The organism is Rhodovulum sp. P5 (assembly GCF_002079305.1).
Classification (GTDB): domain Bacteria; phylum Pseudomonadota; class Alphaproteobacteria; order Rhodobacterales; family Rhodobacteraceae; genus Rhodovulum.
This window is the reverse complement of sequence record NZ_CP015039.1, coordinates 1,596,887-1,610,166: the sequence shown is the minus strand read 5'-3', so window position 1 is coordinate 1,610,166 and position 13,280 is coordinate 1,596,887. Positions and strand designations below refer to the sequence as shown.

17 protein-coding genes and 1 tRNA gene are annotated in these 13,280 nt (G+C 61.5%); 5 read left to right on the top strand and 13 right to left on the bottom strand.

All coding sequences use genetic code 11. The annotated features are described in order from the left end of the window. The first annotated feature begins 243 nt into the window (after window positions 1–243). The 3 genes from glpX to RGUI_RS07910 all read left to right on the top strand — a co-directional run bounded on the left by glpX (window position 244) and on the right by RGUI_RS07910 (window position 3,121). Entirely contained in the window at window positions 244–1,218 is a 975-nt protein-coding gene (glpX, locus tag RGUI_RS07920) for a class II fructose-bisphosphatase (RefSeq protein WP_081532555.1), read from the top strand. Between the two features lie 3 nt (window positions 1,219–1,221). After that, complete coding sequence (gene recJ, locus RGUI_RS07915; protein ID WP_081532554.1) at window positions 1,222–2,970, top strand: single-stranded-DNA-specific exonuclease RecJ; 1,749 nt, start codon at window positions 1,222–1,224, stop codon at window positions 2,968–2,970. Between the two features lie 76 nt (window positions 2,971–3,046). After that, window positions 3,047–3,121 (top strand) — tRNA-Glu (locus tag RGUI_RS07910). Window positions 3,122–3,153: 32 nt separating this feature from the next. On the opposite strand, the gene xerC is transcribed toward RGUI_RS07910, so the two are convergent. From xerC to RGUI_RS07885, 5 genes are read right to left on the bottom strand one after another with little or no spacing between them, the layout of a single operon-like run. After that, a complete protein-coding gene (gene xerC / locus RGUI_RS07905) occupies window positions 3,154–4,239 on the bottom strand; it encodes a tyrosine recombinase XerC (protein WP_081532553.1) in 1,086 nt (361 codons plus the stop codon). Next, a complete protein-coding gene (locus RGUI_RS07900) occupies window positions 4,226–4,510 on the bottom strand; it encodes a hypothetical protein (RefSeq protein WP_081532552.1) in 285 nt (94 codons plus the stop codon). Before RGUI_RS07900 ends, xerC begins: the two co-directional genes overlap by 14 nt. Further along, the gene (locus RGUI_RS07895) at window positions 4,507–4,689 is read right to left on the bottom strand and encodes a hypothetical protein (RefSeq protein WP_081532551.1); all 183 of its coding nucleotides are present in this window, start codon (window positions 4,687–4,689) and stop codon (window positions 4,507–4,509) included. The genes RGUI_RS07900 and RGUI_RS07895 overlap by 4 nt, the downstream gene beginning before the upstream one ends. Then, a complete protein-coding gene (locus RGUI_RS07890) occupies window positions 4,686–5,486 on the bottom strand; it encodes a DUF3102 domain-containing protein (RefSeq protein ID WP_081532550.1) in 801 nt (266 codons plus the stop codon). Before RGUI_RS07890 ends, RGUI_RS07895 begins: the two co-directional genes overlap by 4 nt. Then, complete coding sequence (locus tag RGUI_RS07885) at window positions 5,483–5,638, bottom strand: Arc family DNA-binding protein (protein WP_172841109.1); 156 nt, start codon at window positions 5,636–5,638, stop codon at window positions 5,483–5,485. Before RGUI_RS07885 ends, RGUI_RS07890 begins: the two co-directional genes overlap by 4 nt. Window positions 5,639–5,729: 91 nt before the next feature. Between RGUI_RS07885 and RGUI_RS07880 the strand changes: the two genes are divergently transcribed. Beyond that, window positions 5,730–6,092 carry an Arc family DNA-binding protein gene (locus RGUI_RS07880; RefSeq protein ID WP_081532548.1) on the top strand — a complete coding sequence of 121 codons (363 nt, stop codon included), beginning with the start codon at window positions 5,730–5,732 and terminating at the stop codon, window positions 6,090–6,092. Window positions 6,093–6,153: 61 nt separating this feature from the next. Here RGUI_RS07880 and RGUI_RS07875 read toward each other — a convergent pair whose 3' ends face one another. From RGUI_RS07875 to RGUI_RS07850, 6 genes are read right to left on the bottom strand one after another with little or no spacing between them, the layout of a single operon-like run. After that, a complete protein-coding gene (locus RGUI_RS07875; RefSeq protein ID WP_081532547.1) occupies window positions 6,154–8,676 on the bottom strand; it encodes a hypothetical protein in 2,523 nt (840 codons plus the stop codon). A gap of 8 nt (window positions 8,677–8,684) precedes the next feature. Then, complete coding sequence (locus RGUI_RS07870) at window positions 8,685–10,337, bottom strand: terminase large subunit (protein ID WP_081536014.1); 1,653 nt, start codon at window positions 10,335–10,337, stop codon at window positions 8,685–8,687. Continuing rightward, entirely contained in the window at window positions 10,337–10,657 is a 321-nt protein-coding gene (locus tag RGUI_RS07865) for a phage head closure protein (RefSeq protein ID WP_081532546.1), read from the bottom strand. The genes RGUI_RS07870 and RGUI_RS07865 overlap by 1 nt, the downstream gene beginning before the upstream one ends. Beyond that, window positions 10,657–11,067 (bottom strand): DUF3168 domain-containing protein, encoded by a 411-nt coding sequence (locus tag RGUI_RS07860; protein ID WP_172841108.1) that lies wholly within the window; start codon window positions 11,065–11,067, stop codon window positions 10,657–10,659. The genes RGUI_RS07865 and RGUI_RS07860 overlap by 1 nt, the downstream gene beginning before the upstream one ends. Continuing rightward, the gene (locus RGUI_RS07855) at window positions 11,064–11,471 is read right to left on the bottom strand and encodes an HK97-gp10 family putative phage morphogenesis protein (protein WP_081532544.1); all 408 of its coding nucleotides are present in this window, start codon (window positions 11,469–11,471) and stop codon (window positions 11,064–11,066) included. Before RGUI_RS07855 ends, RGUI_RS07860 begins: the two co-directional genes overlap by 4 nt. Before the next feature lie 2 nt (window positions 11,472–11,473). Next, on the bottom strand, window positions 11,474–11,776 hold the full coding sequence (locus RGUI_RS07850) for a head-tail connector protein (protein ID WP_081532543.1): 303 nt from the start codon (window positions 11,774–11,776) through the stop codon (window positions 11,474–11,476). 152 nt (window positions 11,777–11,928) lie between these two features. On the opposite strand from RGUI_RS07850, the gene RGUI_RS07845 reads away from it, so the two are divergent. Next, on the top strand, window positions 11,929–12,453 hold the full coding sequence (locus RGUI_RS07845) for a hypothetical protein (protein ID WP_081532542.1): 525 nt from the start codon (window positions 11,929–11,931) through the stop codon (window positions 12,451–12,453). Here the strand turns inward: RGUI_RS07845 and RGUI_RS07840 are convergent. Next, on the bottom strand, window positions 12,450–13,040 hold the full coding sequence (locus RGUI_RS07840) for a hypothetical protein (protein ID WP_081532541.1): 591 nt from the start codon (window positions 13,038–13,040) through the stop codon (window positions 12,450–12,452). The genes RGUI_RS07845 and RGUI_RS07840 overlap by 4 nt on opposite strands. Before the next feature lie 17 nt (window positions 13,041–13,057). Next, window positions 13,058–13,207 carry an HNH endonuclease signature motif containing protein gene (locus tag RGUI_RS22090; protein ID WP_253799114.1) on the bottom strand — a complete coding sequence of 50 codons (150 nt, stop codon included), beginning with the start codon at window positions 13,205–13,207 and terminating at the stop codon, window positions 13,058–13,060. Between the last annotated feature and the right edge of the window lie 73 nt (window positions 13,208–13,280).

Genomic DNA, 13,280 nt, shown 5'->3' with positions numbered 1-13,280 from the left:
CATTTTAGGGACATTTCGGTGCCGGCGCGGTCTTTGGTTTCCCGGGGTGTTCCCGCCGACCGGCGGCTGATGGGCCGGTTGGCACCCCGCGGGCCGGGCTCTGGATATCGCCATTTACGCATGTGCAGCCGGTCCGAACCCCGCATGGGGAATTAACGCCGTGCGCCTTCGCCCCCTTGTCTTGCACTTGGCCGGGGCGCTAGATGCGCATGTCCAATTGATGCAAGACGACAGGATTTTCCGATGAACGCGTCCCATTCCCCCGTTGATTTCAATGACCGCATGCTGTCGCTTGGTCTTGCCCGTGTGTCTGAGAAGGCGGCGCTCGCCTCGGCCAAGCTGATCGGTCACGGTGATGAAAAGGCCGCCGACCAGGCCGCGGTCGATGCCATGCGCACCGAACTCAACCGGCTTGAAATTCAGGGCGTCATCGTGATCGGCGAGGGCGAGCGCGACGAGGCGCCGATGCTTTATATCGGCGAGGAAGTCGGTCAGGGCGAAGGCCCGTCGGTCGACATCGCGCTTGACCCGCTGGAGGGGACAACGCTGACGGCGAAGGATATGCCCAACGCCCTGACCGTGATCGCCATGGGGCCGCGCGGCTCGATGCTGCATGCGCCCGATGTCTATATGGAAAAGCTGGCGATCGGCCCGGGATATGCGCCGGGGGTTGTCACGCTCGACATGTCGCCGGCGGAACGGGTGCGTGAGCTGGCCAAGGCCAAGGGCGGCGACAATGACGATATCACCGTCTGCATCCTTGAACGCCCGCGCCATGAAGACCTGATTGCCGAGGTCCGCTCTACCGGTGCCGCGATCCGGCTGATCACCGATGGCGATGTCGCCGGCGTCATGCACTGCGCGGAATCGCAGCGCACCGGCATCGACATGTATATGGGATCGGGCGGGGCGCCCGAGGGTGTGCTGGCCGCCGCGGCACTGAAATGCATGGGCGGGCAGATGTACGGCCAGCTTCTGTTCCGCAACGACGACGAACGGGGCCGCGCCGCCAAGGCCGGGATCACCGATCTTGACCGGGTCTATACCCGCGACGACATGGTCACCCGCGACGTGATCTTTGCCGCGACCGGCGTGACCGACGGATCGCTTCTGCCCGGGATCAAGCGAGAGGTCGGCTGGCTGACCGCCGAAACCCTGCTGATGCGCTCCAAGACCGGGTCGGTCCGGCGCATGGTCTATCGCAACCCCGCCCCCTGAGGCATGACGCAGGCCTTTCTTGGCGTCGAACAGTCGCTGACCGGCCGGCGTTGGGTCGGCCCCTCGGCGGAAGAGACCCGGCAGGCCGAGGCGCTGACCCAAGCCGCGGACCTGCCGCCCGCCGTGGCCGCCATCCTGGCCCGGCGGGGCGTGACCGCCGATGCGGCCGACGCCTTCCTTGCCCCGACGCTGAAGGACACGCTGCCCGATCCGCTGTCCTTGCGCGACATGGGCGCCGCTGCCGAACGCTTTCTGGGCGCGGTCCGCGGGAAGGAGCGTATCGCCGTCTTCGCCGACTATGACGTCGACGGCGGCGCCTCTGCGGCGCTGCTGCTGACATGGCTGCGCGCCATGGGCCGCGACGCCACACTCTACATCCCCGACCGGATCGACGAAGGCTATGGCCCGAACGTCCCGGCGATGCAGGCTTTGGCCCGCGATCACGACCTGATCGTCTGTGTCGATTGCGGCACGCTGAGCCATGAGCCCATCGCCGCGGCCAAGGGCGCCGACGTGATCGTTCTGGATCATCACCTCGGGGCAGAGACCCTTCCCCCCGCCTGTGCCGTGGTCAACCCCAACCGGCAGGACGAAACCGGCGATCTGGGGCATCTCTGCGCGGCGGGCGTGGTCTTTCTGATGCTGGTAGAGGTCAACCGGCAGATGCGGGCAGGCGGGGCCAAGGGGCCCGACCTTCTGGGTTTTCTGGATCTGGTCGCACTGGCCACGGTGGCCGATGTCGCCCCCCTGATCGGGGTCAACCGTGCGCTTGTCCGGCAGGGGCTGACGGTCATGGGCCAGCGCCGCCGCCCCGGTCTGGTGGCCCTGTCCGATATCGCGCGGCTCGACACCGCGCCGACGCCCTATCACCTGGGCTTCGTCTTCGGCCCCCGGATCAATGCCGGCGGGCGCATCGGCCAGGCCGATCTTGGCGCGCGGCTTCTGGCCACGGCAGACCCGGATGAGGCCGCGGCGCTGGCCGAACGGCTTGACCGGCTGAACGCCGAGCGCCGGGATATCGAGGCCGCGGTGCGTGAGGCCGCCCTTGCCCAGGCCGAGGCGCGGGGGCTGGACGGCCCCCTTGTCTGGGCCGCGGGGGAGGGATGGCATCCCGGTGTCGTGGGCATCGTTGCCAGCCGCCTGAAAGAAGCCACCAATCGCCCGGCGGTCGTGATCGGCCTTGACGGGGACGAGGGCAAGGGATCGGGCCGGTCGGTGTCCGGCGTCGATCTGGGGGCCGCGGTTCAGCGCCTTGCCGGCGAAGGACTGCTGATCAAGGGGGGCGGGCACCGCATGGCCGCCGGTCTGACCGTCGCGCGCGACCGCTTGCCCGACGCGATGGCGCGACTCGCCACGCTGCTCGACAGGCAGGGGGCCAGCCAGCGCGGGCCAGCCGACCTGCGCGTCGATACGCTCTTGATGCCCTCGGCGGTCTCTCTAGATCTTGTCGCGCAGGTCGAGGCCGCGGGTCCCTTCGGCGCCGGTGCCGCTGCGGCGCGCTTCGCTTTCCCCGACATGGCGGTCGGGTTCTGCCGCCGGGTCGGGGAGCGCCACCTCAAGATCGCATTCACCGGCGATACCGGCGGCAAACTCGACGCGATCGCTTTCGGCGCCTTCGACGGGCCGCTTGGTCCCGCGCTGGAGGCCTATGGCGGCAAACGCTTCCATCTGGCCGGCCGGCTGGAGGTCAACAGCTGGGCCGGTCGGCAGACCGTGCAGCTCCGGCTGGAGGACGCCGCGCCCTTGGGATGAAAAAGCTGCCCGAACTCGCAAAAATCCCCTTGCGCACCCCCGCCGTTTTTTCTAGGTAACGCGTCACGCACTGGATGGCCCGTTCGTCTATCGGTTAGGACGCCAGGTTTTCAACCTGGAAAGAGGGGTTCGACTCCCCTACGGGCTGCCACCTTCCCAGAGAAAGTGAGCATTGCCAGAGCCTTAGCTACTGGACTTGCTAACTTTGTCAGGGAGGTTAGCAGATTGTGTTCCACCTTCACCCCCGCTGAGCTTGCCCATGGCTTTTAGAGCCAACACCTTCTGATCGGCTGCCTTGGTATATCTGGTGACTTCCGCTTCGGTCTCGTGTCCCGTCACGGCCTTGATTTCTTGATTGCTGCATCCCGCTTCGGCCAAGCGTCGGGCACATGCCTTGCGCAGTCCATGTGAGGAACAGACTGACAAGGCAGCCTCATCACATCGCTTCCGCATCCAGTTCCCGAAACCGTTGGCGCTGAAAGGCTTCCCGTAGTCGGTCAACAGAAAGGTCATGTTGTCGCGGGGCGTCTGATCCAGAACGGCTTTCAGTTTCGGGTGGATCGGGATCAGCAGGTTTGCGCCCGTCTTCTGTTGCTTCACCGCAATCAAGTTGCCGTCCACATGCTGCCACCCCATCCGCACCACGTCTGAGCGGCGTTGCCCGGTGCAGAGCATCAGCGTCATGGCCAGCCGGGCTTTAGAGCCGATGGGATGCCGATCTTCAAAGCGGGCAATCTCATCTTCGCTCCAAGTGTGGAAGCCTTCCGAGGAGGTTTTGAAGCCCTTCATCCCGACTAGCGGGTTATGGTCAACCATGCCGTTGTCCAGCGCGAAGCCCATCAGCACCTTGAGGCGTTTCAGGAGCGTGTTGGCTGCCTCTGGGCGGTCGCTCATCTTCCCGAGGATAGATGTCACATGCTTCCGGCCCAGCCCGATGATAGGCTTGTCCCCATGCTCCTGCCGGAACCTTTCCAATATGCGGCGATAGTTCGTTTTGCTACTGTCGGACAGGCCATGAAACAGCGGCGAGTTGTAATAGAGTTCGATCAGCGCGGAGATGGTATCCTTCGCGGCCTTGGGCTTGGTCGTGGTGGTCAGTTCCACCCCGGCGATGGCTTTGGCGTAGGCTGCGAAGAACGCAGGGCTGTTCAGGGGGCCGGGCAACGGCACTCGGGGTTGCCCCGGCTTGTTGAAATAGATGCGCACCTTGCCGTGCCTGTCGCGGTAGACATGCACATACTTGGGCTTTGAAGTCTTATTCTTGGCCATCGGGCAGCACCTCATCCCAAGGGTTGCTGTCCGGCGGCGGTGCTGGCTCAGAGTGCTGCACCAGCACCCGGAAACTGCCATCCGGCATGGCTTCGATGCCCGAGACGGGCTTGCCGATGCCTTGCAGCACCTTCGCCGCTTTCTTCATCTCCACCACGCTCAGCTTGCCATTCGCGGGGGCGAGCTTCCGGGCGCGCTTGATCCAGCCGAAAGAAGGGGCTTTCGACCCCTTCTCTGCGGGCAGCGACGCCATTGCGCTTTTCTCGGTCATGCTCCCGCTTCCCCCGTCAGGTCCACAATCTTGGGCGGCTCTCCGGTGGCATTGCGCTGCATCCTCAGTGCTGCATCCACGGCTTCTTCATATGTCTTACAGACGGTTGCGGGCTTTCCTCCCTTGCCGACACTGAATTGCCCGTTGCCATGTTTCTGAATTTTGATGGGAAGTGTCATTGCACGGCCTCCTTCAAGGTCTTGTTGAACATGAAGCCCCCTGCGTCATAGAGGGCGGCGAACTCGCGCAGGTCATCGTGGCTCAGGTGATCGCGCAGAAAGGCCACGGCTTCGGCGGCGCGGGCCTTCCGCTCTTCTGTTTCCTGCTTGTAGGCTTCATGCTGTTCGGCCTTCGCCTTCGCCTTGGCCTTCGTGTATGCGGCCTTCTTCTTGGCCTTGTTCGCCATGATCTTTTCAACTTCTTCGGGGGTCTTGCCCTCGGCCAGCAGAGCCTTGCGGGCAGCCTTATCCTGCCGTGCGGCCTGCGCAGCCTGCCGCTGTTCCTCCTTGGCGGCGTCTTCCTTCTCCTTCGCCTCCCGAAGCTCGGTCAGCATCTGTTCAGGTGCCGGGAGCGGATCGCCCTTCTTCGCCAGATTGGCCAGTTGGGTGACGATGCACTCCGGGGTGCTGGGGGCTGCCAGCTTGTAGACTGCCGCTTGCGGATAATGCTCGATCACCTGCGGCGGCACCTTGTTTGCAAGCCGCGCCACGTTCATCAGATTGTTGGCGGTGGAATGGCCCATCGAAAATTCGGCTTCGATCCACGCACCGAACATGCCGTGGGGCAGCTTCTCCTTGATCGCCAGAAGCTTGGTGCCGATGGTCAGGAAGTCACTGCGCACCGTGTCCAGCTTCTCGCGGATCACAGTCGCGGCAGCCTTCGCCCCCTCGGCAATCTTCGGCTCAAGGTCAGCATAGGCGAAGCCGCTGAGGGCAGGCGCTGGGGTCTTCACGGGCTTGATGAGCGTCAGTGTCATTGTGCTGCTCCCGTGGAACGTTCTGCAGCCTGAGCCGCTTTAAGGATGCGGTTCACTTCGGCCGTCATGCTGCGATCATTCGCGGCTGCCCGTGCTGCCAGCCAGTTCTTCACGTCTTCGGACAGTCTCAGGTTCAAGCGGGGTTCCGGCATTGTCATCTCCTTATATGCCTAGTCGGCATAAATTGGCATATGCTTGTGTCGTGTGTCAAGTCGGCATAAAGTCGGCAGGCAGGAGGCCGCTATGACAAAAAGATACCCGAGTGAAGAACAAGACAGGTTTATGGTTCGCCTGCCTGATGGGATGCGGGAGAAAATCAAAGCGGCTGCGGCGGCTGAGGATCGCACCATGAACGCTGAAATTGTCTCAAGGCTGAAAGATAGCTTTAAGATGGATGAACAGCGTCAGAACTATAACGGCAGGCTGTCATTCGTGGGTGCCGCCAAGAGAGCAAGTCGAAGCACCCAACCAGATGAAGAACTGTCTGAACGGGTTGCCAAGCTCGAAGATGCGATGAACTCGCTTGAGCCGCTGGAATTTTTCGATGATGAGACGGGCAGAAGAATGCTCGTGCTCGGCAAGCCGATCACCGAAGCCGAAGACTGAAATTCCCAACCGTTGGGATTTTATGCGTTGGAACGGGTGAACTCATTGTCACCCGTCCTTCTCACCCCCGCCGGGATGCTGCCCGGCTGAGCTTGGCTTGGGTCGCAGCAAGGGCGCTGCCCGATGACATGCGGAAGTTCCCTTGGCCGGAATTGGCCTTCAACTTGGCGTCCACGGTGTCGGCGATCATGTCGGCAAGGGCACGGTCCTGCTTTGGATTGCCTGAGCCGTTCACGTTGATGGCAAGGTTGGGGGCGTAGGTGTTGGAGAGGCTTCCCCCCACCATGCCCCCGGCGGCGAAGGCTGGCACCCTGCCGCTGTTGATGGCTTCCAGAAGTTGACGGTGCTGTCGGGTGGCCTTGGCATTGATGACAAATTCCCCGTTGCTCAGCATGGCGGGAATGCTGTCGCTGGTGCCGCTGCCCGGCCCCATGATCCTGCCCCCGGATGCGGCATGAACAATCCCGCCATCCTTCATGAAGAGGCTGCTAAAGAAGGTGCCAAGAATGCCCCCGCCTGAGCCACCAGTCAGGCCACCCCAAAGCAGATCAAAGAGCCGGTTTGCTGCCATCTCTGCCAGCCGTGCGGAAAGGTTGGACAGGGCTTCGGAAAAGCTCTGTGCGCCGGTCAGCAGGCCGGTGAAGGCGTCTCTGCCCGCTTCCTTGAACTCTTCCTGTCGCTGGGCTGCTTGGGCCTGTGCATCGGCAAGCTGCTTCACCGCCTGTTCGGCTTCGATGTATTGCCCCGCCAAGGCGTTGGCATCCGCCACAAGCTGGGGCGTGATCGCCATGCCCGCTTCCTGAGCGGCTTGCAGAAGTTCATAGGCGATGCGGGCACGGTCCACGGCCCGTTCCTGTGCATCGGTGCTGCCGGTCGCCTGAGCACGGGCAGCAGCTTCCGCCTCAAGGGCGGCAATCTGTTCCTGAATTTTTCCCACCTGTGAGGAATAGGCGTCCTGCCGGGTGCTGCCTCCACCGCCTCCACCGCTCGGGGTGCTGGACGGGTTGCGGGCTTCGGCTGCCGCAATTGCTGCCGCACCGCCTGCCGCTGCTTCGGCATCGGTGACATGCACCCCGGCTTCGGCAGCACGTTCCCGGAAGCGGGCAATCTCACGCTCAAGGGCAAGTTGTTCCCGGCTCTTGGCGTTCTGTTCATCTTCCAGCGTCAGGAAGCGTTCCTTGGCGGTTTGCTGTGCCTCCCAGTTCCGCATGGACTGGGCATCAGCTTCCCGGAAGGTCTGCATATCGGTCTTGGCGGGGGCCACCCCGGCAGCCTCGGCAATGGCCCGTTTTAGGGTGCGGGCAAATCCGATCACGGTATTGATGACATTGCCCAGCCGGGTGACTTCGGAAATTGCCAGGCTGAAATCTACCTTGTCGGCATCTTCCAGCGTGTCGAAAGCCTCAGCCGCTCTTGCCTGCAATTCTTCCATCTGGGCGGCGAAGTCTTCCCCCTCAACCTGTCCGTCTTGGAAGCGGGCCACCAGTTCGCGCATCTCATTCGAGACGGTGGCCAGTTCTGCCCCGGCTTCATCATAGCCCCATGCGCTGATGGTGCTGGATGCGGCAGCAATGCTTTGGGAGGCCATATTGCCGGTTTCGGCCAAGGTGCGGTATTGGCCCCGAAGCCGCCCAAGGGCTTCGGCCTGTTCATTGATTGCCGCCTGATCCTTGCTCAGCCCGTCATAGAGGTTATCCCCCAGCATGGAGCGGGCCTGATCCTCGCCCCCGAAGAGGTTGTTCAGGTCGGTCTTCATCGTGGCCACGTCCACGGCGAATTGCGCAGCCCCCACGGCGAAAGCCTTGAAGAAGCTGCCGATGGTGCCTTTCAGTTCATTGAAGCGGCGATCCAGTTCAGCCGCCTTTTCGATCATTTCGGCATCCAGCACGGCCCCGGTTTCATGGGCACGCTCGATGGTGCGGCGAAGGGCATCTTCGCCTTGGCCGATCAGTTGGACAAACTGTTCCCCGCCCGTGCCGCCGAACACCTCATCGGCAATCCTGATCTGGGCTGCCTGATCGAAGTTCTTCATGCGCCCGATGATTTCCAGCATCAGCTTGCTGGGGTCTTCCAGCTTCTCTTTCAGATCGGCAGCGGAATAGCCCAGCCGTGCGAAGGCTTCGGCGGCGGGGCCTGATCCGGTGACAATCCACTCATCGGCCCGAAGGTTCAGTTCTTTCAGGCCATCGATCAGGGCGTCCACGCTCACCCGGTTCTGATCGGCAACAAACTTCCATTCCTGAAATGCGGTGACACTCACCCCGGCACGCTTGGCCTCATCGCCGATTTCCGCGATGCCCTTCACGGTGCCCGCAATATCGGAGGTGATGCCCGCGAAGAGGCCAGTGGCAGCCCCGCCGATCACCCCACCGGCAAAGCCTGCCATCATCGCCTTCATTGACGTATTCACCCGCGTGGCAGCCTGTGACAGGGAGCCTTGCAGGCGATCTCCCGAGAGCTTGGCGCGGCGTTCAATGCCGGAAAACCGCTGATCTGCGGTCCTGCCAGCCTTGGCCATGTTGCGTTCAAAGTCGCGGATACGGGCTTCCAGCGCGACAATCAGGCGTTCATCATCAAGCGGCATGTCTCACCTCACCACACCATAAGCCCTTCGGGGCGTTCGTCGGTTTCGTAAACGGATCGGGTGTCTTCCCCGGTCGAAGCACGGGCCACGGCCATCGCGGTGGCAACGGCCCCGTCAATCTTCTCGGTCGATTTGGATTTGTTGAAACTCTTGTTGCCCTTGCCATTGTCTTGGATGGCGATGTTGGCGAAGTTCCAGCGAAGAACGGGGTGGCCCCCGTGTTGGAATTTTCGGGCAAGGATGGCGCGTTCCAGTTCCTTGATGGCTGGCCCCATCGTCACCCAGCCTTGCCGGAAGCTCACCACGGGATAACCGTCTTCCAGAAGGTTCCCCATGATGATGCTGCCATAATGGGGGTCAAAGGCGATTTCCCGCACCTGATAGGTTTCGCAAAGATCGCGGATGGCATCTTCCAACATCCGGTAATCCGTGACGTTGCCGGGGGTGGCTGTAATCAGCCCCTCATCGGCATGGGTCGAATAGGGGAAGCCGGATTGGATGGTGCGCTTGTCCAGATTGTCGCCGGGCATGAAGTAGAACGGCAGGACGATATAACCTTCCTCCCGCTGAGGGTCATGGAATGCCAGGACAACGGCGCTCATGTCATCGGTCATTCCGAGGTCAACACCGATCCAGCACGGCTTGCCTTTCAGGGCGTCCATGTCGATGGGAGCGGCCCCCTTGTCATAAACGGCCATCTCCACAAAGGGACTGGTGGAGCGATCCAGCCACATATTCAGGTGAAGCTGTCGGAAAGCGTCCTGTGCGGCGGGGCTGTCTTCTGCTTCCTTCATCTCCTGCCGAAGCCCGTTCAAGCTGGGATAGCCGTGCGGAAGGCCGGGATTTGCCAGAAGCCAAACTTCTTCATCCCGCCAATCGGCTTCGGGGGGAGCCTCGAAGAGAAAGGGCAGCGTGAAGGGGTCTTCAATGTCACCACGGGCGATCTTGCGGGCACGGTCGATCACCTCCCAGCCGATGCCATCCTGTCCACGGCCCCCGGTGGTGATGGTGATGCGAAGGGTGTTTTCAGACTTCGCAAGGCCGGTGCCGATCACGTCCCAGAGGTCACGTTTCTTCCATGCGTGGATTTCATCGCACAGGGCGAAGGCCGGGGTGCGCCCGTGCTGGGTGCCGCTGTCATTGCTCAGGGCTTCCAGAAAGCTGCCGTTCGGGAAATGGATTTGGTTGCGGTAATCCTGCACCCGGATGGCCTTGGCCGGGTCGGTGTTCTTGCTGGCCTGTCCCTTCTTCCAAAGAGAGGCATCACCCGCTTTCAGGATGTTGTAAGCCTCGGTATAGGCAATCTTGGCCTGCTTCTGATCGGCAGCGGCAAACAAGACTTCTCCACCGGGCACCGCTTCCGGCCCCGTGGTGTGAAGCAGGGCAAGGGCTGCCCCCAAGCTGGTTTTTCGGTTTCCCCGCCCGATCAAGATCACGGCATGTCCACAGATACGGTTGCCGTTCTCATCGCACGGCCCGTAGATGCTGCGGACAATCCGTTCCTGCCATTCGTCCAGTTGGAAGGCTTGGTCGGGAAGCCGGGATTTTGGGTGTTTCAGGCTTCGCAGGAAATCCACGGCCCGTTGCCCGTAGCCAAAGGGATCAGGGATTTCGGGGAAGGGGTTGGTGGGTTTCGCCTTTTTGCGGATTTTGATGGCCATCAGCTTGCCCCCACCGCGATGCATCGAAGGTCCAGCCCGTCACGGCGTCCAAGTTCCTTCACCTCTTTCAGGTCATAGGTGATGCCGTCACAGGTGACGCGATCAGCCACCTTGATGCCGTCACGGTAACGGATGCGGAACACAGCAGCGATTTCCGAGGATGCCCCGAAGTTTCGCACGAACTCTTCGGTGCTGGATTGGATCAGTTGCGCCCGCACCGTGGCGATGGTGGCCCAACTTTCGGCGGGGGTGCCGTAGCCGTCCACGGTGGTGGTGGCCCGTTCAATCGTCAGGCTCTTGGTCAGTTTCCCGGCTCGCATCAGCTCACCTCCACCAGATGGGCGCGAAGGGTCATCACCCCGTGCGAATGGATGCCATCAGGATCACGCAGGAAGCGCACCTGTTGGATGTAGAGGTCTGCAACGTGGTGGTGATCTAGGCTCCACGGGCCTTCCCCCAGGGCGGCGCGGATCGCCCCCGCGATGGTCTTGGAGATGGCAAGGCCGGGTTCTTCGGCCCAGATATGCAGGTCGCTGTGAAGCTCTTGCCGAATACGGGAGAGGCCAGCCCCGGCAAGGGACTGGCTTTCGCCAATCAGGATGCAAGGGAACACCTCGGGGCGGCTGTTCCGGTCAAGGATATGCGCAGCAGGCACTTGCCCCAGCACCTCGGTGGAGGCCACCAGACGGGCACGCAGAGCCTTTTGCAGGTCTAGGCTGGCATCAATCATTCCCATGCCTCCCGCACTGCCTTCTTGATGTTGCGCTTGATGCGGTTCACCGCCCGCTTCCGGGACAGGCGATAGCCGGGCCAAAAGAACGGCTGAGCGGGGGCGTTGGCGGTGCCGTATTCCACAAGGTGGGGATAGCGCACATCCGAGTTGCCCGCTGTTATCAGAACTTGGTTTTCCTCTGCCACGGTGCTGCCGCCCGGCTGCGAATAAGCGGGGGTGGCCTGTCCCGGCGGGGTGACTTCGATAGAGGCCACCAGATCGCCGGTATCCTCGGGGGCAAGGGCTTCCATGGCTGCCGCGATCTCTTCCCCGCCTTTGACAAGGGAAGGCGTCACGGCGTCCTTCACGGCCAAGGGCACGGCTGCCAGACGGCGTTTCAGGCGTTCGGTCTGTTTGCTCATGGTCAGAACTCCCAGACGCGATAAGGGGCCATCAGGTCGAAGAGGCCGGGGGAAACATCGGTGATCGAAATCCCCACAAGCGTGGCTTCCCGGTTCTCATAAAGATGGGCCACAAGCTGCCGGATCGCTTCCTTGATCGGCTCGGGGGTGCCATCGGGGAAAGTCTCTGCATCATCCAAGGCCACCCCGATGAACTGGGCAATCCATGCTTCGGCAGCCCCGATCTTGGAGGCGATCAGCGTATCATCGGTGCCTTCCGTGATGTTCAGATGCTCTTTGAGGTCAATGACGCTGAGAATGGTCATAGCTGTTTACCTTCCAGATCGAGAATGCGCCTTCCCGCGCCGGTCCCTTGGCTATGGGGGAAAGTTTCGGAATACCCCCCGCTCCACTTGTTGATTGGTACCGTGGGGAGATATGCTTGAGCCTGAGGCATTAGTTTCAAAGGATCAGGGACATGGAGCTTTCGCAGATCAATGAAGTCTTGGGTCTTGCCACTAGCGCCGTGGGTCTGACCGGGAAGGCAACGTCCACTGTTGCCGCAATCAAAGGTCTGATCGAGGGTGACAAACCTAAGGATAGCGGAGAGGCGGCAAAGCTCTTGAATGCACTGGCGTCTGAACTCACCGCAGCCAATATGTTGAATGTTCAGCTTAGCGATGCCCTCAAAACACTGAGCCAGACGCTGCAACGCCAAGATGAATTCGAGCGTGAAAAGGCTCGTTACGAGCTTTTTCAGACTGGCGAGCGCGATCTGGTTTTCAGGCTCAGAGAGGATCAGGCTAACGGGCAACCCATCCACTTTATTTGCCCGGTGTGCCTCAACCGCGACAAGTTGTTCAGCTTCATCGCAGGAGAGGGAGATTTCAAAGTCTGTCAAACAGACAACAATCATGTTTTTCGGTTTAGAGATACCCCGATTAGGCAGCCTAGTCGCCTTAATACACGATGGGACCCGCTTGATCCGTATGGGGACGACTAGCGCGTACACGGTGCTGCCCCCTCCTTGCCAGTGATATTGCCTTGGGAGGCTTGAAAGAGCTTCACCATGCGGATGATGGAATGCCTGTCAGTGGATGCCCGGAAGCCCTGCACCATGCGGTTGATGCTCTTCCTGATGGTCTTGGGCTTGGCGTTGTTCGGCTCGGTCAGAATGCGGTGGATGGTCCAGCCTTTTCGCCACAGCCTTTCGTTGATGACATACTGAGGGATGCCTGTGCGGCGCGCCCATCCTGATATGCTGTCAGTCTTCCCCCGATAGGTCAGCAGCACGCAGTTGGGATGAAAGTTGTCATCGAAGTTTGCCCGTGCTGCTTCACCTTCAAGGTAGGTGTTGCCGCTGATCTGTCTGCGGACATGCGAGACAGAATAGCCGGTGCGCTCTGCGATTTCGGGAGCGGTCAACATCTCTCCCCGGAAATTGTAACGCTTCGGCTCGGGGCCATACTGGCACGGTCCTTCAATGGGCTTCCCCAGACGGATGCGGCGGTAAACCGTTGCTTCTGCCAGTCCGGTGAGCTTGGCGATTTCAGGCACGGTCATCCCCCGGCCACGGAACTTCACAAGCATGGGTGAGTGTCCATAGGTCATAGGCGCTTCCCCCGCTCTTGAGACTGTTTGCGGCTCGAATGGCAGGACGTGCATAGGGGCTGCCAATTGGTCTTGTCCCAGAAGAGTTTCTTGTCACCACGGTGAGGGGTCTTGTGATCCACCACAGTGGCAGGTTGCCCGCACATGGCGCATCGGGGGTGAGACTTCAGGAAGCCTTCCCGTGCCTTGTCCCACGCGGTCGAGTAGCCCCGCTGCCGT

What these genes read in the sequence shown, in the direction of transcription:
- glpX (WP_081532555.1), top strand. Translation starts at nt 244, where the DNA reads ATGAACGCGTCCCATTCCCCCGTTGATTTCAATGACCGCATGCTGTCG.
- recJ (WP_081532554.1), top strand. Translation starts at nt 1,222, where the DNA reads ATGACGCAGGCCTTTCTTGGCGTCGAACAGTCGCTGACCGGCCGGCGT.
- xerC (WP_081532553.1), bottom strand. Translation starts at nt 4,239, where the DNA reads ATGGCCAAGAATAAGACTTCAAAGCCCAAGTATGTGCATGTCTACCGC.
- RGUI_RS07900 (WP_081532552.1), bottom strand. Translation starts at nt 4,510, where the DNA reads ATGACCGAGAAAAGCGCAATGGCGTCGCTGCCCGCAGAGAAGGGGTCG.
- RGUI_RS07895 (WP_081532551.1), bottom strand. Translation starts at nt 4,689, where the DNA reads ATGACACTTCCCATCAAAATTCAGAAACATGGCAACGGGCAATTCAGT.
- RGUI_RS07890 (WP_081532550.1), bottom strand. Translation starts at nt 5,486, where the DNA reads ATGACACTGACGCTCATCAAGCCCGTGAAGACCCCAGCGCCTGCCCTC.
- RGUI_RS07885 (WP_172841109.1), bottom strand. Translation starts at nt 5,638, where the DNA reads ATGCCGGAACCCCGCTTGAACCTGAGACTGTCCGAAGACGTGAAGAAC.
- RGUI_RS07880 (WP_081532548.1), top strand. Translation starts at nt 5,730, where the DNA reads ATGACAAAAAGATACCCGAGTGAAGAACAAGACAGGTTTATGGTTCGC.
- RGUI_RS07875 (WP_081532547.1), bottom strand. Translation starts at nt 8,676, where the DNA reads ATGCCGCTTGATGATGAACGCCTGATTGTCGCGCTGGAAGCCCGTATC.
- RGUI_RS07870 (WP_081536014.1), bottom strand. Translation starts at nt 10,337, where the DNA reads ATGGCCATCAAAATCCGCAAAAAGGCGAAACCCACCAACCCCTTCCCC.
- RGUI_RS07865 (WP_081532546.1), bottom strand. Translation starts at nt 10,657, where the DNA reads ATGCGAGCCGGGAAACTGACCAAGAGCCTGACGATTGAACGGGCCACC.
- RGUI_RS07860 (WP_172841108.1), bottom strand. Translation starts at nt 11,067, where the DNA reads ATGATTGATGCCAGCCTAGACCTGCAAAAGGCTCTGCGTGCCCGTCTG.
- RGUI_RS07855 (WP_081532544.1), bottom strand. Translation starts at nt 11,471, where the DNA reads ATGAGCAAACAGACCGAACGCCTGAAACGCCGTCTGGCAGCCGTGCCC.
- RGUI_RS07850 (WP_081532543.1), bottom strand. Translation starts at nt 11,776, where the DNA reads ATGACCATTCTCAGCGTCATTGACCTCAAAGAGCATCTGAACATCACG.
- RGUI_RS07845 (WP_081532542.1), top strand. Translation starts at nt 11,929, where the DNA reads ATGGAGCTTTCGCAGATCAATGAAGTCTTGGGTCTTGCCACTAGCGCC.
- RGUI_RS07840 (WP_081532541.1), bottom strand. Translation starts at nt 13,040, where the DNA reads ATGCTTGTGAAGTTCCGTGGCCGGGGGATGACCGTGCCTGAAATCGCC.
- RGUI_RS22090 (WP_253799114.1), bottom strand. Translation starts at nt 13,207, where the DNA reads ATGTGCGGGCAACCTGCCACTGTGGTGGATCACAAGACCCCTCACCGT.